Annotated in this window: 30 protein-coding genes and 1 pseudogene; 14 read left to right on the top strand and 17 right to left on the bottom strand. The window is 70.4% G+C overall.

All coding sequences use genetic code 11. The features are described from left to right. Positions 1-4 precede the first annotated feature (4 nt). The 3 genes from ACJJVL_RS07625 to ACJJVL_RS07615 are packed head-to-tail and all read left to right on the top strand — an operon-like array spanning position 5 to position 1795. Complete coding sequence (locus ACJJVL_RS07625) at positions 5-613, top strand: CDP-alcohol phosphatidyltransferase family protein (protein ID WP_405217893.1); 609 nt, start codon at positions 5-7, stop codon at positions 611-613. A gap of 10 nt (positions 614-623) precedes the next feature. Beyond that, positions 624-1091 carry a hypothetical protein gene (locus tag ACJJVL_RS07620; RefSeq protein ID WP_405217892.1) on the top strand — a complete coding sequence of 156 codons (468 nt, stop codon included), beginning with the start codon at positions 624-626 and terminating at the stop codon, positions 1089-1091. A gap of 44 nt (positions 1092-1135) precedes the next feature. Next, entirely contained in the window at positions 1136-1795 is a 660-nt protein-coding gene (locus tag ACJJVL_RS07615) for a DsbA family oxidoreductase (protein WP_405217891.1), read from the top strand. Between the two features lie 18 nt (positions 1796-1813). Here ACJJVL_RS07615 and ACJJVL_RS07610 read toward each other — a convergent pair whose 3' ends face one another. From ACJJVL_RS07610 to ACJJVL_RS07600, 3 genes are all read right to left on the bottom strand, one after another. After that, a complete protein-coding gene (locus ACJJVL_RS07610; protein WP_405217890.1) occupies positions 1814-2560 on the bottom strand; it encodes a class I SAM-dependent methyltransferase in 747 nt (248 codons plus the stop codon). Between the two features lie 8 nt (positions 2561-2568). Then, positions 2569-4689 carry a DEAD/DEAH box helicase gene (locus ACJJVL_RS07605; protein WP_405217889.1) on the bottom strand — a complete coding sequence of 707 codons (2121 nt, stop codon included), beginning with the start codon at positions 4687-4689 and terminating at the stop codon, positions 2569-2571. A gap of 209 nt (positions 4690-4898) precedes the next feature. Further along, the gene (locus ACJJVL_RS07600; protein ID WP_405217887.1) at positions 4899-5354 is read right to left on the bottom strand and encodes an SRPBCC family protein; all 456 of its coding nucleotides are present in this window, start codon (positions 5352-5354) and stop codon (positions 4899-4901) included. Positions 5355-5493: 139 nt separating this feature from the next. On the opposite strand from ACJJVL_RS07600, the gene ACJJVL_RS07595 reads away from it, so the two are divergent. After that, positions 5494-5916 (top strand): Hsp20/alpha crystallin family protein, encoded by a 423-nt coding sequence (locus tag ACJJVL_RS07595; protein ID WP_405217886.1) that lies wholly within the window; start codon positions 5494-5496, stop codon positions 5914-5916. Between the two features lie 4 nt (positions 5917-5920). Then, the gene (locus ACJJVL_RS07590) at positions 5921-6235 is read left to right on the top strand and encodes a biopolymer transporter Tol (RefSeq protein WP_405217885.1); all 315 of its coding nucleotides are present in this window, start codon (positions 5921-5923) and stop codon (positions 6233-6235) included. Between the two features lie 34 nt (positions 6236-6269). Here ACJJVL_RS07590 and ACJJVL_RS07585 read toward each other — a convergent pair whose 3' ends face one another. The 3 genes from ACJJVL_RS07585 to ACJJVL_RS07575 form a co-directional block, all read right to left on the bottom strand. Beyond that, entirely contained in the window at positions 6270-6476 is a 207-nt protein-coding gene (locus tag ACJJVL_RS07585) for a DUF2945 domain-containing protein (protein ID WP_405217883.1), read from the bottom strand. 8 nt (positions 6477-6484) lie between these two features. After that, positions 6485-6751 carry a DUF3072 domain-containing protein gene (locus ACJJVL_RS07580; protein ID WP_405217881.1) on the bottom strand — a complete coding sequence of 89 codons (267 nt, stop codon included), beginning with the start codon at positions 6749-6751 and terminating at the stop codon, positions 6485-6487. Positions 6752-6854: 103 nt separating this feature from the next. Then, positions 6855-8096 (bottom strand): saccharopine dehydrogenase family protein, encoded by a 1242-nt coding sequence (locus ACJJVL_RS07575; RefSeq protein WP_405217880.1) that lies wholly within the window; start codon positions 8094-8096, stop codon positions 6855-6857. A gap of 184 nt (positions 8097-8280) precedes the next feature. Between ACJJVL_RS07575 and ACJJVL_RS07570 the strand changes: the two genes are divergently transcribed. Next, positions 8281-9792: an APC family permease gene (locus tag ACJJVL_RS07570; protein ID WP_405217878.1), complete on the top strand. Its 1512-nt coding sequence runs from the start codon at positions 8281-8283 to the stop codon at positions 9790-9792. Positions 9793-9891: 99 nt separating this feature from the next. Further along, positions 9892-10341: an Lrp/AsnC family transcriptional regulator gene (locus tag ACJJVL_RS07565; protein ID WP_405217877.1), complete on the top strand. Its 450-nt coding sequence runs from the start codon at positions 9892-9894 to the stop codon at positions 10339-10341. Between the two features lie 2 nt (positions 10342-10343). Here the strand turns inward: ACJJVL_RS07565 and ACJJVL_RS07560 are convergent, their stop codons facing one another. The 7 genes from ACJJVL_RS07560 to ACJJVL_RS07530 form a co-directional block, all read right to left on the bottom strand. Next, a complete protein-coding gene (locus tag ACJJVL_RS07560; protein WP_405217876.1) occupies positions 10344-10724 on the bottom strand; it encodes a VOC family protein in 381 nt (126 codons plus the stop codon). 92 nt (positions 10725-10816) lie between these two features. After that, positions 10817-11524: a ZIP family metal transporter gene (locus ACJJVL_RS07555; protein ID WP_405217874.1), complete on the bottom strand. Its 708-nt coding sequence runs from the start codon at positions 11522-11524 to the stop codon at positions 10817-10819. 20 nt (positions 11525-11544) lie between these two features. Continuing rightward, entirely contained in the window at positions 11545-13479 is a 1935-nt protein-coding gene (locus tag ACJJVL_RS07550) for a heavy metal translocating P-type ATPase (RefSeq protein ID WP_405217873.1), read from the bottom strand. Between the two features lie 68 nt (positions 13480-13547). After that, on the bottom strand, positions 13548-13781 hold the full coding sequence (locus ACJJVL_RS07545; protein WP_405217871.1) for a heavy-metal-associated domain-containing protein: 234 nt from the start codon (positions 13779-13781) through the stop codon (positions 13548-13550). Between the two features lie 138 nt (positions 13782-13919). Further along, positions 13920-14693: a Crp/Fnr family transcriptional regulator gene (locus ACJJVL_RS07540; RefSeq protein ID WP_405217869.1), complete on the bottom strand. Its 774-nt coding sequence runs from the start codon at positions 14691-14693 to the stop codon at positions 13920-13922. A gap of 31 nt (positions 14694-14724) precedes the next feature. Beyond that, on the bottom strand, positions 14725-16389 hold the full coding sequence (locus ACJJVL_RS07535) for an ABC-F family ATP-binding cassette domain-containing protein (protein WP_405217867.1): 1665 nt from the start codon (positions 16387-16389) through the stop codon (positions 14725-14727). A 50-nt stretch (positions 16390-16439) separates the two neighbouring features. Then, positions 16440-16754: a 4a-hydroxytetrahydrobiopterin dehydratase gene (locus ACJJVL_RS07530; protein ID WP_405217865.1), complete on the bottom strand. Its 315-nt coding sequence runs from the start codon at positions 16752-16754 to the stop codon at positions 16440-16442. Between the two features lie 116 nt (positions 16755-16870). On the opposite strand from ACJJVL_RS07530, the gene ACJJVL_RS07525 reads away from it, so the two are divergent. The 5 genes from ACJJVL_RS07525 to ACJJVL_RS07505 all read left to right on the top strand — a co-directional run bounded on the left by ACJJVL_RS07525 (position 16871) and on the right by ACJJVL_RS07505 (position 19934). Then, positions 16871-18073 carry a N(5)-(carboxyethyl)ornithine synthase gene (locus ACJJVL_RS07525; protein ID WP_405217864.1) on the top strand — a complete coding sequence of 401 codons (1203 nt, stop codon included), beginning with the start codon at positions 16871-16873 and terminating at the stop codon, positions 18071-18073. A 14-nt stretch (positions 18074-18087) separates the two neighbouring features. Further along, positions 18088-18528 (top strand): alternative ribosome rescue aminoacyl-tRNA hydrolase ArfB, encoded by a 441-nt coding sequence (gene arfB / locus ACJJVL_RS07520; RefSeq protein WP_405217862.1) that lies wholly within the window; start codon positions 18088-18090, stop codon positions 18526-18528. Positions 18529-18621: 93 nt separating this feature from the next. Further along, positions 18622-19110, top strand: coding sequence for a carboxymuconolactone decarboxylase family protein (locus ACJJVL_RS07515; protein ID WP_405217860.1), 489 nt, complete (start codon positions 18622-18624; stop codon positions 19108-19110). Positions 19111-19182: 72 nt separating this feature from the next. Then, entirely contained in the window at positions 19183-19545 is a 363-nt protein-coding gene (locus ACJJVL_RS07510) for a GNAT family N-acetyltransferase (RefSeq protein WP_405217858.1), read from the top strand. A 50-nt stretch (positions 19546-19595) separates the two neighbouring features. Continuing rightward, entirely contained in the window at positions 19596-19934 is a 339-nt protein-coding gene (locus tag ACJJVL_RS07505; RefSeq protein ID WP_405217856.1) for a TraR/DksA family transcriptional regulator, read from the top strand. Positions 19935-19959: 25 nt separating this feature from the next. Here the strand turns inward: ACJJVL_RS07505 and ACJJVL_RS07500 are convergent, their stop codons facing one another. Beyond that, positions 19960-21225 carry a flavin monoamine oxidase family protein gene (locus ACJJVL_RS07500; RefSeq protein WP_405217854.1) on the bottom strand — a complete coding sequence of 422 codons (1266 nt, stop codon included), beginning with the start codon at positions 21223-21225 and terminating at the stop codon, positions 19960-19962. 11 nt (positions 21226-21236) lie between these two features. Beyond that, positions 21237-23828, bottom strand: a complete 2592-nt coding sequence (locus tag ACJJVL_RS07495) for an excinuclease ABC subunit A (RefSeq protein ID WP_405217852.1) — start codon at positions 23826-23828, stop codon at positions 21237-21239. A 201-nt stretch (positions 23829-24029) separates the two neighbouring features. On the opposite strand from ACJJVL_RS07495, the gene ACJJVL_RS07490 reads away from it, so the two are divergent. Next, positions 24030-24350 (top strand): YrhK family protein, encoded by a 321-nt coding sequence (locus tag ACJJVL_RS07490; RefSeq protein WP_405217851.1) that lies wholly within the window; start codon positions 24030-24032, stop codon positions 24348-24350. Between the two features lie 120 nt (positions 24351-24470). Further along, entirely contained in the window at positions 24471-25106 is a 636-nt protein-coding gene (locus ACJJVL_RS07485; protein ID WP_405217850.1) for a hypothetical protein, read from the top strand. Positions 25107-25191: 85 nt separating this feature from the next. Here ACJJVL_RS07485 and ACJJVL_RS07480 read toward each other — a convergent pair. Together ACJJVL_RS07480 and ACJJVL_RS07475 are read right to left on the bottom strand one after the other, a co-directional pair. Beyond that, positions 25192-25470, bottom strand: a pseudogene (locus ACJJVL_RS07480) (type II toxin-antitoxin system RelE/ParE family toxin); the annotation flags it as partial. Further along, positions 25386-26237, bottom strand: a complete 852-nt coding sequence (locus ACJJVL_RS07475) for an SDR family oxidoreductase (RefSeq protein WP_405217849.1) — start codon at positions 26235-26237, stop codon at positions 25386-25388. The pseudogene ACJJVL_RS07480 and the gene ACJJVL_RS07475, both read right to left, overlap by 85 nt. Between the last annotated feature and the right edge of the window lie 6 nt (positions 26238-26243).

The following is a 26243-nucleotide window of genomic DNA, read 5'->3' as shown; positions in this document are numbered from 1 at the left end:
TGGCATGCCCCTCATCTCGGCCCGCGACCGCGATCCGGCCGATCCCTTCTTCACCCGCGTCGTCACGCTGCCGAATGCGATCACGCTCGCGCGGCTGCTGCTGCTCGTGCCGGTGTGCTGGCTCATCGTCGTCGGCGCGGAGGGCTCGTGGCTGCCGGTCGTCATGCTCGCGATCTGGGCGTCGACGGACTGGATCGACGGCGTGCTGGCCCGTGCACTGCATCAGGAGTCGCGCTTCGGTGAGGTGATGGACCCGGTCGCCGACCGCATCGGCATCATCGGCGTGACGCTCGCGCTCGCGCTCGGCGGTGCGGTCGACTGGTGGATCCTCGCCGTGATCTTCGCCGTCGATGTGGCCACGGTCGTCTTCGCCGGCAAGGCAGCACGAGCGGGCAGCATCCACGTCTCCTGGACGGGCAAGGCTCGCACCGCCCTGCTGCTGACCGCGATCGTGGTGCTGCTCCTCGGGCACACGGTGCTGCCGTGGGCGATGCCCGTCGGCATGACGCTCATGCTGCTCGGCGTGGGTCTGCACGTCGTGGCCGGCATCGACTACATCGTGCAGGCGCGGCACCCGCGGCGGGTGCAGACTGGACGCGCAGCAGACGCTTGAGGGGGGCGCAATGACCGACTGGATGGATGACCGCGAGCGGATCGCAGCGCTGGTCGAAGACGTGATGGCGAACTGGCACGACTCCGTCGAGCGCGTGCCCGGCGAGGACGGCGACGACGACACGATCGTCGGCCGCGACGACGATCGTGTCTCGGCGATCCTGCTGCTGGACGAGGAGAACGTGGAGGCGATGGTCGAGGCGGAGGCCGACGGCACGCTCGCGCAGTGGCTGCGCGAGGAGCTCGCGGAGGATGCGGAGCGCGATGACGACGACCTCGACGAGGACGAGGACGTCGACCTGGAGGCGGCCGCCGACGCCTGGCTCGGCGACGTCGAGACGGAGGCCGACACGGTCACCGACAGCGCACCAGCAGCAGCCGCGGGCGCCGCGGCGGGCGACGCTGCCGACGACGACTTCGATCTCGACGACTGGGACGACCCCGAGGCAGACGCCCTCATCGACGAGCTCCCCCGCTGAGCATCGCGAGGGAATAGCAAGGTGGCCGGCGCGTTGCCCTGAGCATGCAGATCGATATCTGGTCAGACGTCGCGTGCCCGTGGTGCTTCATCGGCAAGCGCCGCTTCGAACGCGCGCTCGCCGCGTGGGAGCACCGCGACTCGGTGGTCGTGACCTGGCACTCCTACCAGCTCGACCCGACGCTGCCGGAGCACTACGACGGCACCGAGGTCGACTATCTCGCATCCCGCAAGGGGATGCAGGTCGAGCAGGTGCGGCAGATGTTCGAGCACGTCAGCACGCAGGCCGCGGCCGAGGGCCTGCAGTACGACTTCGACCAGCTGGTGGTGGCGAACAGCCTGCGCGCGCACCAGCTGCTGCACCACGCGAAGGCGCACGGCGTCGCCGACGCGGTCAAGGAGTCCCTGCTCTCCGCGCACTTCGAGCGAGGCATCGACATCGGCAGCATCGATGCGCTCGTCGCCATCGGCGTGCAGGTCGGGCTCGACGAGCAGGAGCTCCTCGCGGCGCTCGCCGATGAGCGCTATCTCTCCTCGGTGCACGACGACATCGCGCAGGCGCGCGAGCTCGGCGTCACGGGCGTGCCGTTCTTCGTCTTCGACATGCGCCTCGGCCTGTCGGGCGCGCAGCCCGCCGAGGTCTTCACCCAGGCGCTCGAGCAGGCGCGCACGCTGTCGCTCGAGGACGCGGCCGCGGATCGCTGATCGCGCGAGGAGGATGACTCATGCGGGTCGCCGGGCCAGGTAGACCCACTCCCTGCCCGGTCTATCCGGCGCGTCTCGGACGTCGATCACCGCGAAGCCCGCGTCGACCAGCGAGCGCTCGATGGTGGCCCGCGACCGGAAGCGCAGCGTCGAGACCGAGTCGATCCGTGCGGCGTCGCGGTGGAAGAGCGTGGGCGAGACGAACGTCACGAGCCGCCCACCGGCACCGTCGTCCGTGACGGCGGTCACGTCGACCCAATCCTCGACCGGCCCCTCGTGCGGCACATCGACGACCTGCCGCGTCTCCTGCGCGGTCCAGCCGAGCCACGCCTCCCGCTCTGGCCTGCGTGACTCGAGCACCAGCGTGCCGCCGGGACGCAGCCGCTCGTGCACGGCTGCCAGCACCCGATGCCACTCGGCATCGTCGACGAAGACCTGCGCGACGTTCGCCGTCATCGTCGCCGCATCCACGGCCATGGCGGGCAGAGCATCGGCGGTGCCGGCGTGCCACTCCACGCGCTCGGCGCCGCGCTTGCGCCGAGCGACGTCGACGGATGCCCGCGCCGGGTCGACGCCGACGACCCGAATGCCGCGATCGGCGAGCATGAGCGCGAAGGTGCCGGTGCCGCAGCCGATGTCGAGCACGGCGCGCGCTCCGAGCTCGTCGGTCACGAGCCCGACATAGACCTCGAGGTCGCTGCGGTCGGGGTCGAGCGCGTCGTACACCGCGGCCAGTCGGGGATCCTCGAAGGCCGCGTCCGGCACGCGCGCCCCTAGACCCGCGCGCTGCGCGCCGCCACCGCGTCGCGCAGGATGCCGGTGACCGCCTCGAGCCGCAGGTCGCCGCTCGTCGGCTCCTCGCCGGTCGCGCCGTCGATCGCGCGCCCGATGAGCCCCGCCTTGGCGTCGAGCAGCTCGGCGATGCGCGTGTCGATCGTCTGCGCGGCGAGGATGCGCCACACCGTGACGGGCATCGACTGGCCGATGCGGTGGATGCGGTCGATCGCCTGCGTCTGCTCGGCGTCCGTCCACGACAGCTCGGCGAGCACCATGTCGGCCGCCGCCTGCAGGTTGACCCCGACACCGGCCGCCATGAGCGAGCACACGGCCACCTGCACCGATTCGTCGTTGGTGAACGCGTCGATCGCGTGCTGCCGCTGCGTCGGCGTCTGGTCGCCGCGGATCGAGACCGTGCTGATGCCGGCCTTCGCGAGCGTGCGCTCGGCCGTGTCGAGCACGTCGATGTGCTTCGCGAAGAAGACCACCTTGCCGACCGAGTGCGCGAGCTGCGCCGCGTAGTCAGCCGCCAGGTCGGCCTTGGCGCGACCGATGCGCCGGGCGAGCGCGAAGACGTTCTCGCCGGTGCCGCCCTCCTGCGTCTCGACCTCGCTGCGCGCGATGCGGCGGATGAGGTCGTCGTCGATGACCGCATCGTCGTCGGCGGGGCGCTGCAGCAGCGCGGCGTCGTAGCGACGCAGCATCCGATCGATCAGGTCCTGCTCGGCCGCGCGGATGGACCGCACCTCCGACTCGTCGAGCTCGACCGGGATGTCGGCGATGCGACGGGCGGGTATGTCGCTGGCGACGTCGATCTTGCGACGCCGAACGATGCCCATATCGATGACGGCCTTGCGCGCCGCCGGGTAGAAGCCGCGGTCCATGGGCGTGAGCCCGATCTCCTCGAGCTCGTCCGTGAGCGCCGCGTTGGGCTCCTTCTGATCGATCCAGCCGAGGAATCGCCAGATCGCGCCGAAGTCCTCGATGTCGTTGATGAGCGGTGTGCCCGTCAACGCCATCAGCAGCGGGTTGCCGACGCGCTCGCGCAGCGCTGCCGCGATCTGCAGCACGTGGCGCGACCGCTTCGAGCGGGTGTTCTTGATGAAGTGCGCCTCGTCGACGACCATGCCGCGGAATCCGAAGCGCTCCAGCCAGCCCATGTGCCGGTCGAGCACCTCGTAGTTGACGATCACGACGTCGGCGAACGCGTCCAGGTTGTCGCCGTCGCCCTGCACCACCGCGGCGCGGCGGCCCGGCACCCACCGCTCGGTCTCGCGAGCCCAGTTGATCTTCACGACGCTCGGCGCGACGACCAGCAGCGGGAAGGCATCCGCTGCCTGCGCCGCGAGCAGCGCCTGCGCGGTCTTGCCGAGACCGGGCTCGTCGGCGAGCAGGAAGGCGCGGTGGCCCTCTCTCGCCGACTGCACGAGCTGCGCCTGGTGGTGCATGAGCTCCTTGCCGCCCGGTGCGAGGCGCTGCTTGGGCTCCGGGAGCGGCATGCAGGCGGGCTTGCCGTCGGCCGCGACCTCGAACGAGAGGTAGAGCGGCGAGAGCAGGTCGAAGCCGGCCAGCCGGTCGCGCTCCGGCTTGCGGCGCACGTGCTCGAGATCGGGCTCGAGGAAGGGGTTCGCGAGCTGCACCCGCCGCACCGACTGCGGCACGACCTGCGGCGCCTGCGGCTCCGATGGCTCCGGCTCGGGAGCGGACTGGCGCTCCGGCTCGGGCTCGAGGCCCGCGTCCAGCAGCATCTCGCGCTTGCGCTCCCGCACCGCGTCGCTGATCGGAGCGCCCTCGCCCAGCAGCGGCAGGAGCGTGGGCTCACGGCTGGCGGCCTTCGCGAGGATCATCGCGATGCCGTCGAGCCGCTTCAGGTCCTCGGCGCGCTGCGCGTCGGTGAGGGCCGAATCAGCGCGCACCCGGGCCCGCTCCTCGCGGGCGAGCATGGCGACGACCTGCAGCTTGACCCGGGTCGAGCGCGAGGCGGCGCCGCGCTTGACGCCGGCCTCGACCTGCCGGACGGCGCGGGCGAGCTGCGGGATGAGGGCGTCGCGGTCGCGCGACGGTGCTTCGGTGGATGCGTCCGTCTCGGGAGCATCGATGGTTGCGGCGTCGGCCACATGTCCTCCGTTCGAGGGGAGCCGATGGGACGGCTCCGGCGTTCGTGCCACGACGAGCGCCTCATGCAAGGCGGCGGATCGTCGCGCCGGCGGCGACGGCTGCGGTGCGAGGATGCCGCGATGCGGCACCGGCGGGAACCGGCGAGCTGACGCCTGACCCCCATGCTACCCCGTCGCCGCCCGCGAGCGCGCTGCCCTCCGCTCGGAGGTCAGCGTTCGAGCAGCTGCGCGAGACGGTCGATGGAGGCGAGCAGCTGCTCGGCATGCGTGCTGCGGGCCCTCTTCATCCGCTGCTCGTCATGCAGGTCACTCCAGTCGTAGGTGTGCGTGACGCGCGCACCGGCGCCCTCGGGCTCGACCTCCCACCGCCACAGCTGCCCGATCGGCGGCTTGCCCTCCTCGGCGGGCTTCCACGCGATGCGGCGCCCCTCCTCGAACTCGACGATGTGGTTGTCACGGATTGCGCCGTTGGTGAGCCGCATCGAGAACACATCGCCGACAGCGTGCACCCGCTGGCCCTCCGGTGCCTCGCCGAGGTTGTCGTTGCCGTCCCACGCCGGCTGCTTCGCCGGGTCGGCGATCTGCTCGAAGATCACGTCGGCGGGTGCCTCGATCGTGCGGCTGGCGCTCACGATGCGGGACTCGGTGCTGCTGGAATCGCTCATGCCGCCATGGAAGCACGAGGGGGCTCTGGATCGCGACCAGCATCGGCCCGAACGCATCCGCAGCACCCGCGACCGTTGCCCACCCCCGCGATCGGGAGTAGACAGGAGCCAGACGACTGACCGACGGAGGGAGCTCGCCATGACCACGGAGAGTGCACGGAAGCACCCGATCTTCCCGCCCTTCACGGATTGGGTCGATGCGTTCGCGCTGATGGGCGGTTGGGACGGCAAGAGCCCGCTGCCTGGCATCCGCGTCGAGGAGGTCGTCGAGGACGACGCGTTCGTCGTGCACGCCGAGCTGCCGGGCCTGGATCCGGAGCGCGACATCGACGTGATGATCGAGCACGGGGTGCTGCGCATCCACGCCGAGCGCCACCGCGACAAGCGGGAGCCGCACCGCACCGAGTTCCGCTACGGGGCGCTGGCGCGCGACATCCGCCTGCCGCAGGGCGCGCGCGACGATGCCATCACGGCCGCCTACGAGGACGGCGTGCTGACCGTGCGCGTCGAGCTCGGCCCCGTCGGTACGAAGCTGCGTCACATCCCGATCGAGCGTCGCTGAGCTCGTGGGGCGCGAGCACGAGCGCACCCCCGACGGGCGGTGGATCGTCGTCGACGGACGACGCTGGCGGGCGGAGGATCCCGAACTCGAGCCGGTGCTGGCCTCGCGTCTCCGCTCACATCTTGGCCGCGCCCGCTCAGCCGTGCGGTTCACCGATGACGATGCGATCCGTCGACTCGCACGTGACCGCGTGCAGCTCGCGAAGGAGGGCCTCGGCGAGCGCGGCGATGCCTGGTGGGAGATGTCAGAGGCGGACCGCTCTGCGCGCGCGACCGACCGGCTCGCGGAGCTCGACGAGCTCGCGCCCCCAGCATCCTGATGCGGTTCGACGGCGCCGCTGCTCGTCGGCCGCCTCAGGACCGCTTCGTGAGCGCAGATTCCTTGTGCGCCGCCTTGGCGCCCGTCTTCGCCGACTCGACGATGTAGTAGGGCTCGTCGTCGGAGGCACGGAACTGCTGACCCTCGAACTGGAAGTCCTTGACTCGCTGCTCCTGCACCGTGCCGTGCGTCTGGCCCTGGCTGGTGTTCCAGCTGACCTCGTCACCCTTGCTGAATGCCACGAGCTGCGTCAGTCCTTGCCGGTCTGGCCCCGCAGGCGCTCGATGTGCTGCGACGCCTCGCCCTTCGTGAGGTCCGCCGGCAGCTCTTCGCCCGCCTGCTTCGCGAGCGTGTCGAGGTAGGAGCGCTGCGCCTCCGTCATGGGGTCGTCACCGCTCACCCACTCGGCCGGATCCTTCTCCAGGGTCGAGTCCTGCGCGTCACCGGTCGCGCCGATGGTCTCGCCGTGGGTGTCAGGCTGGTCGCTGGGCTCGTGGTTCGCGCTCGCATCGGTCATGATCGTCTCCTCCGGATCGGGATGCTCACGGTACTCGGCGGCGCCCACATGGGCCTGTGCGAACGCCCGAGCGGACCGCGCCACGAGCTGGCAGCGGCAGTGCTCACTCCCCCGATGCGACCTCCATCACGCCCGATGGGCTCCCGTACTCCTCGAGCTTGTCGAGGAACGGCTTCGGCGGCAGTGCCTCCGGCCCCAGCACGCCGCTGCCGGACCAGACGCCGGTCGCGAGCAGCTCGAGCGCGATCACGGGATTGATGGCCGTCTGCCAGACCACGCACTGGTGGCCGTACTCCTCCATCGACCAGGCGTTGTCGACCACGTGGTACAGGTACGTGGAGCGCGGCTGGCCGTCCTTGCCGGTGCCCCGCACCCACACGCCGGCGCAGGTCTTCCCGGTCATCACGGGACCGATGGAGGCTGGATCGGGCAGGCACGCCGCGACCACATCGCGCGGCGAGACCTCGACACCGCCAACCCGCACCTTGGCGGTGCTGTCGAGACCGAGCGTGTGGAGGGTCTGCAGCACACCGATGAACTCGCTGCCGAGCCCGTACTTGAAGGTCACGCGCTCGCAGTCGATCCAGCGCGGCATGAGCAGCACCTCCTCGTGCTCGACGTTGACGCACTCCACCGGCCCGATCCCCTCGGGGAAGTCGAACACCTCCGGCTCGCTGAACGGCGGGGTCGTGTACCAGCCGCCGTCCTCCTCATCCGCTCTGGCGCGCTCCCAGATCACCGGAGGGTTCAGGCACTCCTCGATCGTCGTCCAGATCGAGAACGAGGGTGCGAAGATCTCGTTCCCGTCATCGTCGTGCACTGCGAGGTTCGCGCCGTCCCGCGTGCCGAGCTCGGTGATGGTCTCGAAGAGCTCGTCTGCTGCGTAGCGCGCGAACACGTCGGACATGCCGGGCTCGACGCCCATGCCCACGAGCGCGAGCTGCCCCGCGGCTTCCCATTCGGCTGCCTTCGCGAACTGCTCGTCCCCGAGCTTCACGCCCACCCGGCTGTGCGGCTCCTCGGGGTGCGGCTGCGACAGACTCATCGCCATGTCGACGTAGCCGGCACCGGCCGCGAGCGCGCCGTCGAAGATCGGCATGACGAAGCGGGGGTCCACCGCGTTCATCACGTGGGTGATCTCGTGCTCGCGGCACAGCGCCGCGACGGAATCCGGGTCGGAGGCGTCGACCTGCGCGGAGGAGAACCGCGCGTCGACGTCGGCCGCCCGACGTGCTCGATCCTCGTCGTAGTCGGCGATGACGATCGCCTCATAGAAGTCCCGTCGCGCCGCGATCGCGGCGAACGCTCCCCCGACACCTCCGGCACCCACCAGCAGGATCCGCATGGGATCGCTCCTCTCGCGCGAGCTTCGCGCCGTGCACCGTCGCACGGGACGTCGAAGCCGATTGACGGCGACTCTAGTGCAGTCACGTCGGAATCAGTAGTGTCATCGATCAAGAAGAGCGGATCACGCGTTCACACATTGGCTGCGACGGTGAATCCGCCGAACTGCGCAATGAGGAGCAGACGTGACCGACCATCGCAGCAGCCCGGACACGGCCAGCCGACCGAGCCTGAAGCCGAACGCCATCGGCTTCTTCGACGCCCTCGTCATCGGCCTCGCGTCGACCTCCCCCGCGTACACGATCGCCGCCATCATCGGCGGCCTCGTGCTCTACACGGGCGTGCACGCGCCCGGGATCATGCTCGCGAGCTTCATCCCCATGCTGCTCATCGCATCCGCGTTCTACTACCTCAACACCGTCGACCAGGATTCCGGGACCACCTTCTCCTGGGTCACGCGTGCCATGGGACCGTGGTTCGGCTGGATCGGCGGCTGGGCCATCACCATGACCGGGGTGCTGATCGTCGGCTCGCTCGCCGAGGTGGGCGTGCGCTACTCGCTGCTCACGTTCGGGCTCGAGGATCTCGCGTACGACCCGGTGCTCATCCGCATCCTCACCGTCCTGCTCATCCTGCTCATGACCGCGATCTGCGTGTGGGGCACCGAGATCTCTGCGCGGCTGCAGAACGTGCTCATCATCTTCCAGGTGGTCTCGCTGCTCGCATTCGCCGTGGTCGCGCTCGTGCAGGTGGCCTCCAACACCTCGGCGTTCGACTCGTTGACACCGTCGTGGGAGTGGCTGAACCCGTTCGGCGGTGGCTGGGCCGGCGTCACTCCCGCGCTCCTGCTCGGCGTCTTCGCCTATTGGGGCTGGGAGTCGGCGGTCAACCTGACAGAGGAGACCTCGAACTCGTCGCAGTCGCCCGGCAAGGCAGCGATCTGGTCGACGCTCGTGCTCCTCGTCACCTACCTCTCCGTCACGATCGCCGTCGTGGCGCTCGCCGGCGACGCCTTCCTCGCCGAGAACGCGGGCGAGGAGGAAGCGGTCTTCCAAGTGCTCGCCAGCGAGACCATGGGCCCCTGGTCGTGGGTCGTCATGCTGTCGGTCGCGACTTCGGCCATCGCCTCGACGCAGACCACGATCATCCCGGCCTCGCGCACCGGGCTCAGCATGGCTCGGCGCGGCGCGCTGCCGAAGATGTTCGGACGCATCCACCCGCGGTTCCGCACGCCCGACGTCTCAACGTGGTGGGTGGCCGGCATCGCGATCGCCTACTACCTGGGCGTGGGTTTGCTGAGCGAGACGGCGCTGTGGGACACGCTCACGGCGCTCGGCCTGCTCATCGCCTTCTACTACGCGCTGACGGGCATCGCCTGCGCGATCTACTTCCGCAAGCGACTCACCAAGAGCGTCAAGAGCTTCGTGCTCATCGGAGTCGGGCCCGTACTGGGCGCGCTCATGCTCACCTGGCTGCTCGTCGCGGCGATCATCGACTACGGCAACCCGGAGAACTCCTACTCGGGGGTCGCGTGGTTCGGCCTCGGACCGCCGCTCGTGCTCGGCATCGGGATCTTTGCCACCGGTGTCGTGCTGATGGTCATCTGGTACTTCCGCGACCGACGGTTCTGGGATGAGGAGCCGAGCACGGCCGAGCAGGCCATTGTCCGCGTGGACATGACCGACCCGAACCGCTGACCAGACCGACGACAAGGAGCAGCATGGCCGCCAACGACCACCTGTGGACGAGATGGCGCAGACCCTGCGGGGGCTGCTGACGGAGGCGGGGGCGCGACTGTGACGGAGCCCGACTCGATCGACAAGGCGATCATCGCGGAGCTGCAGCACGACGGGCGGGCGGCGTACGCCACCATCGCCGCCGCCGTCGGGCTCAGCGAGACCGCCGTGCGCAACCGCGTGAAGCGGCTGACGGATGCCCGCGTCATGCAGATCGCCGCCGTCACCGACCCGACGCAGCTGGGGTTCGCGCGGCAGGCGATGATCGGCATCCGCACCTCCGGCCGCATGGAACCCGTCGCCGAGGCCCTCTCCTCGCTGGACGAGGTCGTCTACGTCGTCATCACCGCCGGCACCTACGACGTGCTCGTGGAAGTCGTCTGCGAGAGCGACGCGCATCTGCTGGAGCTCGTCTCGGACCGCATCCGCGCGATCGAAGGCGTGCGCGAGACCGACACGCTGATGTACCTCAAGCTGCAGCAGCAGTCCTCCGCGTGGGGGGTGCGCTGAGGTCATTCGCGCGGCAGCTGCATCACCGACACGATGTTGCCTGCAGGGTCCGTCGTCCACGCGATGTCGGGGCCGCGGCCGTCACCCGCGGCGATGCCGCGCGCGTCCTGGTCGAAACCCTCGTATCGCTCCCAGGTCGCGCCGCGCGCGGTGAGCTCCTCGATCGCAGCCCCGAGGTCGACGACGCCGAGGTGCAGGACCGTGAACACCGCGGGCACGTGATCCTCCTTCGGGTAGACGAGCACGGCCGCGCCGCCGGGCATCGTCAACTGCAGCATGCCGTCCTGCTCCACAGCTGCGAGGCCGAGCACATCGGCGTAGAACGTCTTGGCCGCCGCGACATCCGGCACCGCGAAGCCGCTGAATCCTTGCGTGTAATCCATGGTGTGCACCTCCGTGCGCAGTATCGGGCTCAGCGCCAGGGTGCGCAAGTGAGCGATCGATGCGCGCGTCTCGGTGCTTCGCCGAGCGGCGGTCAGACGAGCAGGGAAAGGGATGCTGCCACGGCGAAGCCCACCACCGTCGCGAGGCCAGCAACGTTCTTGGCCTTCGCTCGCGCCTCCGGGATCATCGCGTCGACCAGCATCACCAGCAATGCCCCGGCCGCGAAGCCGTCCACGATGCCCGCGAGCCCCGGCGGCGCGGCATCGGCGATGAGCGCGCCCGCGACCGCCGCCAGCACGCTCACGATCACGACGACGAGCCACAGCGACAGCACGAATCGCCGCGAGCGTCCCGCCGCGAGCATGTCGGAGGACGACCCGATCGCTTCTGGCAGGTTCGAGACGAAGACGGAGACGAGCAGCGCCATGCTCACGCCGCCGCCGGCGGCCAGGCCGATGCCCAGCACCGCCTGCTCGGGGATCCCGTCGAGCAGCGCGCCGATGGCGAGCGGCGCACCAGCTGCGCTCGCCCCCTTGCGTCCCGACCACCGCTCGACCCCGCGATCGGCGAAGAAGTAGACCAGCGCGCCCGCGGCGAGCCCCACGCCCACGGCGAGCGGACCGCCATCGCGCAGCCCGCCCTCTGCGAGCTCGAACGCGACACTCGCCATCAGCGCGCCGGCTCCGAACGCGAGCACGACGCCGACCACGACATCCGGCCACCGCCGAACGATCGCGAGCAGCGCACCGATCAGCAGCGAAGAAGCCGCGACCCCGCCCCACAGCAGCGCATCGAGCATGGTGCCTCCCGCGCCCCAGGCTAACCCTCGGTCAGCACTCCCGGTCGTCGCTCGACGGCACTGCCAGTCGACCGCGGTCGACGTGCCGATCCGGCTGCCCGCTGCCGCCGCAGCAGCCGCATCGCGTTGACGATCACCACCATCACGGACGCCTCGTGCACGAGCATGCCGATCGCCATCGTGACGCCGCCGAGGAAGACGCCCGCAAGCAGCGCGACCACGGTCAGCAGCGCAATGGCGATGTTCTGGCGCATCACCGACACGGTGCGCTTTGCGAGGCCGATCGCCTCCGGCAGCTTCAGCAGGTGGTCGCCCATCAAGGCGATGTCGGCGGTCTCCACCGCCACCGCGGACCCCGCCGCACCCATGGCGACCCCGATGTCGGCTGCGGCCAGCGCAGGGGCGTCGTTGACACCATCGCCGACCATCGCCACCGTGTGCCCCGCGCGCTGCAGCTCCTGCACCGCCGCGAGCTTGTCCTCCGGCAGCAGCGCCGCTCGCACCTCATCGATGCCGGTCGCCGTGGCGATCGCGCTCGCGACCGCCTGCACATCGCCCGTCAGCATGACCACGCGGCGCACGCCGGCAGCGTGCAGCTGATCGACCATGGTGGCCGCGTCGTCACGCACCGTGTCCGCGACTGCGATCACGCCCACCACGGTGTCGTCCACGGCAATGATCATGGGCGTGCGACCGCCGTCGGCAAGATGTCTGGCCGCCCGCTCCGCGCCACCGTCATCGCGCACGCCGAACTGCTCCAGCAGCGCCTGGTTGCCCACCAGCACGCGATGCCCCGCACTCATCACCTCGATGCCCTTGCCCGCGATCGGGTGCACGTGCTCCGGCAGGGCGACGGAGATGCCCTCTGCGTCGGCCGCTGCGAGGATCGGGCGCGCCAACGGGTGCTCCGAGCCTGCCTCTGCGTTCGCCGCCCAGCGCAGCACGTCCGCCCGCTCCAGCGCGGGATCGAGCACCACGACATCGGTGAGACGCGGGCGGCCCTGCGTGAGCGTGCCTGTCTTGTCGACCGCCACGACGTCGATCTTCGCGGCAGTCTCGAGGTACTCGCCGCCCTTGATGAGGATGCCGTCCTTCGCGGCACGGCCGATCCCTGCCACGATCGCGACCGGGATCGAGATCACGAGCGCGCCAGGGCAGCCGATCACCAGCAGTGTCAGCGCGAGCACGACGTCACCGCTGACGAGTCCGGCGATGAGCGCCAGCAGCAGCACGGCGGGCGTGTACCAGCGCGCGAAGCGATCGATGAACGACTGCGTCTTCGCCTTGGCATCCTGCGCCTCCTCGACGCGATGGATGATGCGAGCCAGCGTGGTGTCGGCGCCGATGCCGGAGGCCCGCACCTGCAGGAAGCCGCTGCGGGAGACCGTGCCCGCGAACACCTGATCGCCTTCGCCCTTGTCGACCGGCATCGACTCACCGGTGATCGACGCCTCATCGATGCCGCCGGTTCCGGCGACCACCGTGCCATCGACCGGCACCTTCGCGCCGTGCTTGACCAGCACGGTCTCGCCGACCTCGACATCCCCCGCGCCGACCTCGACCTGCTGGCCACCGCGCAGCACGACAGCGACGTCCGGCGCCACGGCCACGAGCTCGGCCAGCGCGGACCGCGTGCGGTTCAGCGTCGCCGCCTCGAGCGCGTGCCCGATGGCGAACAGGAAGGTGACCGCCGCCGCCTCCCAGAAGTTGCCGATGATGATGGCGCCGATCGCGGCCACCGAGACCAGCAGATCGATGCCGACGTGCTTGGTCAGCAGCGATCGCACCGCCTGCACGGCGATGCGCCAGCCCGCCACGACAGCCGCGGCGACCATCAGGATGGCGCCGACGAGCGCCATCTCGATGCCACCTGCGACCCACGACAGCACGATCAACGTGCCCGACACCGCGGGGACGAACCAGCGCCCCGCCACGATCTGCTGCAACCGACTCATGATCCTGTCCTTCTCGTGCTCACACTGGCGGAGGACCTCCGCGGCGGGATGCCGCGGAGACCTCGGGTTCAGAACGCCGACGGCTTCGCCGCGTAGCCGGCCTTCGCCACGGCGCTGACGATGTCGTCGACGCTGACCTTCGAGGCGTCGTGCTCGACCTCGATGCGAGAGGAGGCGAAGTGCACCTGCACGTTGTCGACGCCGTCGAGGCGCCCGACCTGCTTCTCGATCTTCGCCACGCATGAGGGGCAGGAGAATCCCTCAGCCCGCAGCTTCGTCTGGGTGGAGCTCGTGGTGGCCATGACCATCCCCTTCGTCGGGAGCGACCCTCCATCTGGAGGCTTGCTCCCAACCTACGAAGGGCAGGGCGCGGCGACCATGACGTGCGTCATGCTGCTGCAGACCCGCAGCGTGCAGTGGCGGTGGGGGATGCCGGCGGCTCAGTCGGCGGCCGCGCGCAAGCCATCGAGGTCGAGGATCCTGGTCCACCGTCGACCCGACTCGACCAGGCCCGCCGCGCGCATCCGACTCATGGCGCGAGAGACGGATTCCGGGGTGGAGCCGGTGATGCCGGCAAGGTCGGCGCGTGTCAGCGGCATCTGGATGAGCACGCGCTCGCCCTCCCGCTCGCCGAACTTCTCGGCCAGCCGCAGCAGGGTCGCGGCGACCCGCTGCGTCACCGTCGTCGACCGCAGCGCCGCGGATGCTCTGGACTCCAGCAGCTGGGTCGCCAGGTCGTCGATCAGGCGCAGCGCGACCGGAGGGAACTCGCGCAGGATCCGGTGGAAGCCGGGCGCGTCGATCCGCAGCACGCACACCGTGGTCAACGCCTCGACCGTCTCCGTGTGCCGGGTGCGACCGAAGGAGTCCATGCCGCCGAACGCGTCGCCGGAGCCGAGCAGGTCGACGACCTCCTGCTGCCCCTCGGCGCTCGTGCGAACCACCTTCAGCCGTCCGGCGGCAAGCACGTAGAAGGACTCGGCGGGATCACCCTGCCGATGGATGATGTCGCCGACGTCGGCATGGAAGGTGATCATGCGGGCGTCGATGGACTGCAGCTCGTCGACGGTGAGGTCGACGAACAGCGGGGTCGCGCTCAGCACGCGCATCCGCACCGCGGGCGAGCAGGTGTGCGCGGGCGTGTAGCTGGTGCGGACGGGGATCGACCTGCGCCCCTGCGGTGGATCGAACACGGGATTGGTCCGGTCGCTCACGATGCACCTCCGATCCGCGAGCCTTGGCTCGTCACAGCTCGACGACCCTGCCGGCCTCGACCCGCCAGTGCCGATCGGTGCGCACGGTCTCGAGCATCCGCCGGTCGTGCGTCACGAGCAGCAGCGTGCCGTCGTAGGTCTCGAGCGCCTGCTCGAGCTGCTCGATGGCGGGCAGGTCGAGGTGGTTGGTGGGCTCGTCGAGCACCAGCAGGTTGACGCCGCGCGCCTGCAGCAGCGCGAGGCCCGCGCGGGTGCGCTCCCCGGGGGACAGCTCGTCGACCGGACGGCCGACGTGGTCGGCGCGCAGGCCGAACTTCGCCAGCAGCGTGCGCACCTCGCCGGAGGCCAGCTCGGGCACGAGCGCCTCGACCGCTGCCGCCAGTCGCGACGTGCCGGTCAGCAGCGATCGTGCCTGGTCGATCTCGCCGATGCGCACGCTCGCACCGAGGCTCGCGGAGCCCTCGTCGGGCTGCTGCTGCCCGAGCAGCGCGCGCAGCAGCGTCGACTTGCCGGCGCCGTTCGGCCCGGTGATGCCGATGCGCTCCTGCGCATTCACCTGCAGCGACACCGGTCCCAGCGTGAACGAGCCCTGGCGGACGACGGCGGCGCTGAGCGTGGAGACCACCGTGCCCGAGCGCGGCGCGGCCCCGATGGTGAAGGCGAGCTGCCATTCCTTGCGCGGCTCCTCGACCTCGTCGAGGCGCGCGATCCGGCTCTCCATCTGGCGCACCTTCTGCGCCTGCTTCTCGCTCGACTCGGTGGCAGCCCGGCGGCGGATCTTGTCGTTGTCGGGCGCCTTCTTCATGGCGTTGCGCACGCCCTGGCTCGACCACTCGCGCTGCGTCCTGGCGCGAGCGACGAGGTCGGCCTTCTGCTCGGCGAACTCGTCGTACTGCTCCCTGGCGTGCCGGCGCACGGTCGCGCGCTCCTCCAGGTAGGCGTCGTAGCCGCCGCCGTAGATGCGGTTCGACGACTGCGCGAGGTCGAGCTCGAGCACCCGCGTGACGCAGCGGGCGAGGAACTCACGGTCGTGGCTGACCAGCACGACGCCGCCGCGGAGGCCCTGCACGAACGCCTCCAGCCGCTCCAGCCCGTCGAGATCGAGATCGTTCGTGGGCTCGTCGAGCAGCACCACGTCGAACCGCGACAGCAGCAGTGCCGCGAGCCCCACGCGCGCGGCCTGCCCGCCCGAGAGCGAGGTCATCATGGCCTGCTCGACCGCGCCGGACGGCAGCTGCAGGCCGAGGTCGGCGAGCACGAGTGGGATGCGCTCGTCGAGGTCGGCGGCGCCGCTCGCCAACCAGCGCTCGAGCGCGCTCGAGTATGCGTCGGCCGGGTCGACGCCCGCGGGCGCCAGCGACGGATCGCCGAGCGCGAGCGCCGCGGCATCCATGTCTGCACTCGCCTGCGCGCACCCCGTGCGGCGAACGATGTAGTCGACGACCCTCTCCCCCGCCACGCGCTCGTGCTCCTGCGGCAGGAAGCCGACGAAGGCGTCTGCGGGAGCGAGGGAGATGGATCCTGCCTGCGGCTCATCGATGCCGGCCAGCAGTCGCAGCAGCGTCGACTTGCCCGCGCCGTTCGCGCCGACCACGCCGATCACGTCGCCGGGCGCGACGGTCACGTCGAGCGCGTCGAAGAGTGTGCGGTGGCCGTAGCCACCGGCGAGCCCCTGGGCGACGAGGGTTGCGGTCATCCGCCCAGTCTCTCAGTGCAGACGACGTCAGCTGTCCTGATCGCTCGGAGTCAGCGTGCGCCCGCGCTGATGCCCAGAGCCGCCGCGTGCTCGCTGATCACGCGCGCCAGGCGCACGTCACGGATCGTGACGCCGCCCGCGTCGTGGCTGGTGAGGGTCACGGTGACCGCCGGGTAGGTCAGCAGCACATCGGGATGGTGGTTGACGGCCTCGGCCGATGCACCGATCCGTGCGACCAGCTGGAGGCCGGTGGCGAAGTTGCCGGAGCGGAAGCGCGCAGTGAGCGCCTCATCACCGCGCCTCCAATCCGTGAGCCCCGCGTTCTCGATAGCGGTCGCGGTCAGCAGCTGCTTCGGATCCTCCATGCGCCCATCGTGCCTGCTCGCTCGCCTGAGCACCACCGTCATCGCTCGGCGCCCACCTCGAGGCGCGTACGCTCGGACCAGGAGCTGACCTTGGTTCCCCAACGATGGGAGTCCGGATGTCCGACGCCGCTCACACCCCTGTGCCCGAGCCGACCGCGCCGTCGAGCGAGGGTCTGCTCACGCTGGGCCTGCTCGCTGACTCCTCGATGGAGAATGAGCGCCGACTGCCGATCCATCCCCTGCACCTCGACCGCATCGATGCCGACGTGCGGGCGCGAATGGTCGTCGAGCGCGGCTACGGCGCCGACTTCCAGCTCGAGCCCGGGTGGGTCGAGGCGCGCGTCGGCCGGGTCGCCGAGCGCGCGGAGGTGCTGTCGTCGGCTGACGTGCTGCTGCTGCCGAAGCCGCAGTCGGCGGATGTCGCGGCGATGCCGGAGGGCGGCGTGCTGTGGGGCTGGCCGCACTGCGTGCAGGACGCGGCGATGACGCAGACCGCGATCGACCGTCGGCTCACACTCATCGCGTTCGAGGCCATGAACCACTGGAACAGCCGGGGCGACTTCAGCCTGCACGTGTTCCACAAGAACAACGAGCTGGCCGGCTACAGCTCGGTGCTGCACGCCCTGCAGCTGATCGGGTCCACGGGCGACTACGGGCCGCGGCGCAGCGCGGTCGTGATCGGCTTCGGCGCGACCGCGCGAGGTGCGGTGACGGCGCTCAATGCGCAGGGCATCCACGACGTGCAGGTGCTGACGCAACGGGATGTCGCCGCGGTCAGCTCGCCGATCCACGGCGCCTTCATCCTCCAGCTCACCACCGACGGTGGCGACATCCGCAGCAGCCAGGTACTGACCGACGAGGGCAGCGTGCTGCTGCCCGAGTTCCTCGCGGCGCACGACATCGTCGTCAACTGCACGCTGCAGGACGTCTCGGCGCCGGTGACCTATCTGCGGACCGAGGATCTCGACGCGTTCGCGGCAGGCAGCCTCATCATCGACGTCTCGTGCGATGCGGGGATGGGCTTCGAATGGGCGAAGCCCACCGGCTTCGACGACCCGATGTTCACGGTCGGCGTGGGCGTGCACTACTACGCGGTCGACCACAGCCCGTCGTACCTGTGGAACGCCGCCACCTGGGAGATCAGCGAGGCCCTCCTGCCGTTCCTGCGCACGGTCATGGAAGGTCCCGCGTCATGGGACGCCGACCACACCATCTCGCGCGCGATCGAGATCCGTGACGGCGTGATCCAGAACCCGAGCATCCTGAGCTTCCAGCGTCGCGAGCCGGAGTATCCGCACCGTCGGGTCGCGCCGCAGTAGCGAGCAATCGTCGCGTGGAGGATGTGGTCGTGCCCCCGGGGCCAGGAGCCCCGCAAGGGCTGCTGGTACCCGCTGACGAGCTCGTCGAGCAGTTCTCGCGAGCGTCGGGCCCCGGCGGTCAGGGCGTCAACACCACGGACTCGCGCGTGCAGCTGAGCCTCGACCTGCGCACGACGACTGCATTGACCGATGCGCAGCGCGCCCGCGCGCTCGATCGACTCGCCCCTCGCCTCTCCGGCACGGTGCTGACCATCACCGCGGCCGAGCATCGTGCGCAGCGGCAGAATCGCACCGCTGCGCGGCAGCGGCTCGCGGCAGTCCTCCGCGATGCCGTCGCTCCAGCGTCCATCCGCCGACCCACCCGCGCGACGGGCGGCTCCCGGCGGCGGCGGCTCGAGGCGAAGAGCCGACGATCCGACATCAAGCGCAATCGCAGGCCGCCGTCGGCCGACTGAGCCTTCAGGGCCGATCCGAAGGACAGCGCGCCATCCGCGCCCCCTGACCACTGAGGTACGGTCGGGATCAGCAGCGCGAGCACAAGGAGAGCCATGCGACCGTTCCTGGACAAGGGCATGCCGGAGTCGTGGAAGGCCGCCCAGCTCTACTCGGCGGCCGTGCGCGATGAAGCTGCGCAGCACGGGCTCCTGCCGCAGGAGGCCGAGCTCATCAAGCTGCATGCTTCGCGGCTGAACGGCTGCGCCTACTGCCTCGACCTGCACTCCCGTCAGGCGCGCCAGTCGGGCATCCCGCAGCAGAAGCTCGACCTGCTCTCCACGTGGCGCGAGAGCACGCTGTACTCGGAGCGTGAGGCGGCGGTGCTCGCGATCACCGAAGCGGTGACGCTGATGCCGCTCTCTGCCGACACGGAGGCGCAGCTCGAGGTCGCGCGCGCAACCCTGGGCGATGACACCTTCGTGGCTGCTGAATGGGTGGCCGTCACCATCAACACGTTCAACCGCATCTCGATCCTCAGCCAGCACCCGGTGCGGCCGCGCGACGCGGAGGGCAGGATCGTCCGGAACACCACCGCTCACTAGGATCCCGCCGGCCGGATGCCAGGGCAGCGGGCATCCGGCCGGACGCTCCCCAATCCGATCAGGAGGATGACCATGACCGACAGCACCCAGCAGCGCTTCGACGTGCAGCACCAGCCCGAGCAGTCGCGCTACGTGCTCATCGACACGCAGGTCGAGGACGCTGCCCAGCAGGTGATCGGCAAGGAGGACTACATCGACGTCGAGGGCGGCGAGCGGATCCTCTTTCACACAGAAGTGTCGGAGGACTACGCCGGCCAGAGCCTCGCCTCCGTGCTGGTGCAGCACGTCGTGGACGACACCATTGCGCAGGGCCTGTCGATCGTGCCGGTGTGCCCCTACGTGGCGAAGTGGCTGCCGAGGCACCCCGAGTACGACGAGCACGTCGTGAAGCCCACGCCGTCACACCTCCAGGCCGTCCCGGCGCGCACGCGCTAGCGCTGGCTGTGCTCGCCACATGACTGGACTCCGCAAAGAGGCGCGCGACGATGGCTGATGCGCGCGCCGACGGCATCGCCGAGCGTCGCCGGGAGGCGCTCGCGGAGCTCGAGGATGTCGACCGGCAGCTCGCCGACCTCCGCCGGATGCGCGAGGCCGTTCACGATGACGACGAGCACGATCCCGATGGTGTCTCGCTGTCCTCCGAGTGGTCGCGGCTCGAGGGGCTGAGACAGACGCGGATCGACGCGCTCGCCGCACTCGATGAGGCAGCGGCGCGAGTCGAGCGCGGGCAGGGCGCGATCTGCAGCGTCTGCGGTCGCCCCATCGCGCCCGAGCGGCTGCAAGCCCGGCCGCAGGCGACCACCTGCATCGACTGCGCGAAGTAGCGCGCCGCCGCGACTCCCCGTTGCGTCAGCCGAGCCGGCGAGTGACGGCCCGCGCAGCCCGCTCGCCAGAGACGAGCGCTCCCTGAATGGACGCGGTCTCGCGATGGTCTCCGGTGACGAGCACGCGCTTCCCCGTCCACGCGGGCCCGCGGTCGATCGGTCCTGGCGACTGCACCGGCACGGCATGCGGAATGACGTGGTGCGCCAGCACCTCCCAGTGCGTCGTCTCGGTGCCGTAGAGCCGGGCGAGATCGCGACGAACATCCGCCTCGCTCGCTCGCCCATCCGGGCGGTCGAGCAGCGTCGTCGCCTGCACGAGGTGCTGCCCGACGGGCGCATACGACGGCGCGACCTCCGAGATCACGGCGGTGTTCCAGATCGGCCCCGCGGGGCCACCACCGGGCCGGGAGGCGTCGAGCAGCAGGAACGGCCCGGTGCGGGGCTGCCCGGTCGCGCGGAACCACCAGGTGGTCAACCCGCGCGTCGCGGGCGCCGGAAGGCCCGTGAGGTCGCCGACGTGCTGCGGCCCGACCGCGACGATGGCGGCGCACGCGCTGACGATGCCCGCATCGGTGACGACCTGCACCCCCTCCGCGATCTCGCGGATCTCGCGCGCGCCCGTTCGCAGTCGCACGGTGCCCGCCGCCGATCGCTCCAGCGACGCGGCCAGCTGCTCGGGCAGCGCCTGCATGCCGCCACTCGGCAGACCCGGCACGCCGAGCGCGAACGATCGCAGCAGCAGCCGCACGTAGTTGGCGGAGCTCTCCCCCGTGCTGTTCGCGAGCACGCCGGCCAGGAAGGTGTCGAGCACGTCCCGTCGCAATCGCCCCGTCAGGCCCACGGCGTCGAACGATGTGCGCAGCGTCGCGTCGGTCGACGCGCGCGACGCGACCGTCGGGCGCAGCAGTGTCGGACCGATCCAGCGCGTGAGTGCGACGAGGTCGCGTGCGGGTGTGAGGTCGCTGCCGATGGTGGCGAGCAGGTGACGCGGATGCCGGAGAGGGTGCGCGAGCGTCGTGGTGGTCGTGCCGGTGCGCACGATCGCGCCGACCCCGAACGACTGCAGATCGAGGTCCGCGACGTCGATCAGCCGTCGCACCGCCGGGTAGGCGGGGTTCAGCAGCTGGAAGCCGCGGTCGACGCGGAAGCCGTCGATCCGGTCGGTGCGCACCCGGCCGCCAACCGCATCCGCCGCCTCCAGCACCGCGACCGTGAGCCCCGCGCGCTGCAGCGACCGCGCGCTCTGCAGCCCTGCGAGCCCAGCTCCGATCACGATCACGTCGGCGTCCATGCGACTCCCCGCTACAGCGACCTGCGCGCGAGCGCCTCGGCGAGGTACGGTGCGGTGCGGCTCGACGCGGTTGCGGCGACCTGCTCGGGAGTGCCCTCCGCGACCACCCGACCGCCCGCGTCACCGGATCCCGGCCCCAGGTCGACGACCCAGTCCGCCTCGGCGACGATCCGCATGTCGTGCTCGACGATGATCACCGTGCTGCCGCCGTCCACGAGATGGTGCAGGTGCGTGACGAGCCGATCGGCGTCGGCCGGATGCAGGCCGGAGGTGGGCTCGTCGAGCAGGTACAGCGTGTCGCCGCGCTGGCCTCGCCGCAGTTCGGAGGCGAGCTTCACCCGCTGCGCCTCGCCGCCGGAGAGCTGCGGTGCCGGCTGCCCGAGCGCCACGTAGCCCAGCCCGACATCGAGCAGCGCATCGAGGTGCCGGTGCACGTCGTCGTCCGAGAACCAGGCGCGCGCCTCGCGCACACTCATCGCCAGCACATCCGCGACCGTCTTCCCGTCCAGCTCGATCTCCAGCGTCTCCGGGTTGTAGCGGCTGCCGCCGCAGGTCGCGCACGGTGCGTGCACCGTCGGGAGGAAGAGCAGCTCGACCTCCATCGTGCCCTCGCCCTTGCAGGTGGGGCATCGACCGGCGGGCTGGTTGAAGGAGAACCGGCCAGCGCCGTACCGGCGCCGACGAGCCTCCGGCGTCGCGGCGAAGAGCGCACGGACACGGTCGAACAGGCCCGTGTAGGTGGCGACGTTGGAGCGCGACGTGCGGCCGATGGGCTTCTGGCTCACCTGCACGACCCGGCGCAGCCGACCCTCCGGGCCGTGCGCGCGGCCCGCCGTCACCGCCTCGGCTGCCTGCGCGAGCGGGTCGTCGGTCGCAGTCGCACGTCCGTCGCCGTCGACCGCGTGCTCGTCGACGTCGCTCGCGAGGCTCGCCCGCAGCAGGTCGGGCAGCGCCTGCACGACGAGCGTCGACTTGCCCGAGCCGGAGACGCCCGTGACGGCCGTGAGCGCGCCGAGCGGGAAGCCGACGCTGAGGCCCGACACGTTGTGCCGGGTGACGTCGACCAGCTCGAGCCTGCCGTCGCCGGCCCGCCGCTCGCGTGCGGCATGCGGGGCATCGAGCGTGTCGAAGAGGTAGCGGCGGGTGACCGAGTCGGATGCATCGCGCAGCCCCGCAATGGGGCCGGAGTAGACGACCTCGCCGCCATCGGCGCCTGCGGCGGGGCCGATGTCGACGATCCAATCCGCCTCGCGGATCACGTCGAGGGAGTGCTCGACGAAGTACACAGTGTTGCCCGAGTCCTTCAGCGTGGCAAGGATCCGCAGCAGCGACTCGGTGTCGGCCGGGTGCAGCCCGGCCGAAGGCTCGTCGAGCACGAAGACGACACCGAACAGCTGCGAGAGCACCTGCGTCGCGAGCCGCATGCGCTGCAGCTCCCCCGAGGAGAGGGATGCCGTGGTGCGATCGAGGGAGAGGGATGCGAGTCCGAGATCGATGATGGGCGCCAGGTGCGCAAGCAGCTCGGATGTGAGCCTGCGAGCCGCGAGCAACTGCTCCGGGCCCGGGGCATGCTCGGCATCGTCCGTCCCACCGATGGCTCGCGGCCGCCAGTTGGGCTCGAGCACCTGCCGCAGCACCGACGCGACCTCGTCGAGCGGCATCGCCGCGAGCTGAGTGATGTCGTAGCCCTCGAACGTGACCGCGAGCGCCTCGGGCTTGAGCCGCCTGCCGCCGCAGTTCGGGCACACCACGCTGACCATGAATGACGCGGCGCGCTCGCGCATCCGGGAGCTCTTCGAACCCGCGAACGTCGACAGCACATACCGCCGCACGCCCAGGAACGTGCTCATGTAGCTCGGCGCAACGCCCGCCGCGACCGCCTTCCGCACTTCGGCGGGTGAGCGATCAGTGAAGACGGGCACCTGCGGCGACTCCTCGGTGTAGAGCGCCCAGTCGCGCTGCTCGCGGGGAAGATCGCGCCACGGGATGTCGATGTCGTAGCCAAGCGAGACGAGGCTGTCGCGCAGCTGCTTGCCATGCCAGGCCTTCGGCCATGCCGCGAGCGCGCCGTCGCGGATCGAGAGCGATGGGTCGGGCACCATCAGCGCCTCCGGCACATCGTGCACGCGCCCGAGGCCGTGGCAGGTCGGGCAGGCGCCCTGCACGGTGTTCATCGAGAAGTCCTCTGCGAGCAGCATGGGCGCGCCCGTCGGGTAGGTGCCCACGCGCGAGTAGAGCATGCGGAGCACGTTCGCGATGGTGGTGGCACTGCCAACCGTCGACCTCGCAGAGCCACCGGAGCGCTGCTGCGGGAGGGCGACCGCGGGCGGCAGGCCAGTGATGCCATCGACGTCGGGGCTGCCGACCTGGCTGATCAGCCGACGCGCGTATGGAGCCACGGACTCGAAGTAGCGGCGCTGCGACTCGGCGTAGATGGTGCCGAACGCGAGCGAGCTCTTGCCGGAGCCCGAGATGCCGGTGAAGGCGACGAGCGCGTCGCGCGGGATGTCGAGGTCGACGTCCTTGAGGTTGTGCTCGCGGGCGCCGCGCACCCGCACGCCCTCGAAGTCGGGCTCGTGCTGCGAGCGCTCAGGCAGGTCCATAGCCGCCAGTCTCTCGCGCGGCGCCTGAGCACTCGCCGCCCCGGTCAGCAGGCGGACGTCGACCTGCTCGAGCTCGTCGACGCTGAGGGTCGGCCCGCTCGAGGCAGCTGCGGGGCGTCGCCAGCCACGGTGTCCGCCACCGCAGCGGGGCACCGCCAGTGCATTGAGCGTCCAGGCATCGGCATCTGCGAGCATCGCCCCATGTCTGCAGCGAACCAGCAACGGTCCCCCGACGACGAGCTCGGCCCCGACGACATCGCGGTGCGCATCGGGCGGGAGGAGCTCGTGATCCGCAATCGGTACGAGGCCCTCAGCATCGCCAACGACGTGCTTATCGGCATCCTGTTCCTCGTCGGCAGCATCCTGTTCCTCTGGGAGTCGACCACCGATCTCGCTACCTGGCTGTTCATCATCGGGAGTGCGGAGTTCCTCCTGCGGCCCGTCATCCGGCTCGCGCGGCGCACCCACCTGAAGCGCTTCGGGCCCGGACGGGACCGCACCGACCATCGGGGCGATTACTAGCGGCGCGGCGCTAGGCCGTGTGGCGCTGCTCGTGTGGGGCTGACCGGTCGACGACGCGGTTATGCACAGGGATGCGCATGCATGTCGTTGCCCTCGCTTCGCTTGCCGCAGAGTGCTCGCATGACCGACTTCTCGCGCAGTGAACACCCGTCAGCCGCCACCGACCTGCAACCGCGCGGTCTGCGTCCGGTCGAGCTCCCAGACAGGATGCCTCGACGACACCGCTTGCCCTGGGCCACCGAAGACTTCGAGGCGCTCATGCAGGCATGCCGGAGCGACTGTTCCATAGAAGAGATCGCAGGCCGCGTCGGCCGCACGCTCGCCAGCGTGCGCCCGCAGCTGCGCCGTCTCCTGCCGGTCGATGAGCGGCATCTGCCGACCGACCTCGTGCCCGCTCGGTTGCGGCAGCTCGACCGTGACGGCGACTACGACTGGCTCGAGGCGGTGTCGCAACGGACGGTCCCACCATGGGAGGTGCAGCAGCAGGAGCAGGCGGAGAGCCACGCACGTGGCATCGGGGCACTGACCGACGACGACCTGGTGGCCGTGACGCTCGCGATGGCGACGTGCCTCGCGCCGGTTTCGCCAGAGATCCGGTCGCGCTTCGCCCGTGAACTGCGCGAACGCGACCTCGAAGGCCAATTGCAGCGGTCAGTCTCGAGCGTGGCCGACGATGCGACACGGGACTTCTTCGGCTTCGATCCGGGCCTGCGCATCCCCGATGCGGCGTACTGGGCACGCGACTGGCGAGACTGACTCGGCACAGCATCATGCGATGCATCCCTCCGGCAGCTCCGAGGGCGGCGGGCGCCGACTCGAGGTGGCGCGTCGGATCCATACGCTGATGCAGGATGCGGATGACGTCCACGTTCTCGGCTCTTTGGACGTAGAAGATGAGATGGCTGCCGATGCTGTACCGACGGTAGCCCTCTCGAATCGCGTCGCAGGTGCGTCCACGAGCAGGATCCGCAGCGATGCGCTCGATCGCGGCTCTGATCTCGTTGATGGAGACCGGGTGCGCCGCTTGCGGCGACTTCAGTCCTGTCGCGTCGCGCCTGCAGCAGGGTGTCGCCAGCGCGCGAAGCCACCCTCGGAGTGCAGCACCTGGCCCGTCATCCACCTGCCCGCATCGCTGACGAGCCACTCGATCAGCCGAGCGGGATCGTCGGGCTCCCCCCACCGCCCGAGTGGGAACAACGGAGCAAGGTGCTCGGCCAGCTCTTCGGTCACGTAGCCCGTGTCGACCGGGCCCGGATTCACCGTGTTCACCGTCACGCCGACATCGGCGAGTTGGTCGGCCAGTGTCACGGTGATGCCCGCCAGCGCGGCCTTCGACGTGGCGTATGCGATCTCTCCCGGCATCGGCCCTTGTCCCTGACCCGATGTCATCAGCACGACCCTGCCCCCTGGGCGTCCATCGTGCTGGGCCGCGAAGGCCTGCACGAGCAGCAGCGTGGATCTCGCGTTGACGGCCCAGTGCATGTCAAGCATCTCGGCGGTCAACTGTCCCAGCGCACCGTCCCCACCCGAGCGCGCGTGGTTGCAGACAAGGATGTCGACGTGCCCCAGCTCGATGACGGCGCGCTGCATGATCTCCTCCGGTGCCCCGGGTTCGGAGAGGTCGGCGGCGACATCCACCAGTCGCTGGTCGGGGTGGAGGCGACGCGCCCGGATCCCCGCGAGCACTGCCTCGAGGTCATCGGCGCCCCATGGCTGCTCGGCGTCATGCGCCTGATGGTGCGTCACGACGAGGTGCGCGCCACGCGCCGCCAGCCGCGATGCGATCGCGAACCCGATCCCTCGCCTCCGACTGACTCCCGTGACGAGCGCGACGCGGCCACTGAGGGAGCCCTCGCGGCCAGCCTTGCCATGAGCGGTGTGGTCCATCAGCGC

Origin of the sequence: Agrococcus sp. Ld7 (genome assembly GCF_045064095.1) — a bacterium.
Lineage (GTDB): Bacteria > Actinomycetota > Actinomycetes > Actinomycetales > Microbacteriaceae > Agrococcus.
Note: the sequence above shows the minus strand (reverse complement) of the source record. Positions and strands in the feature narration are given on the sequence as shown.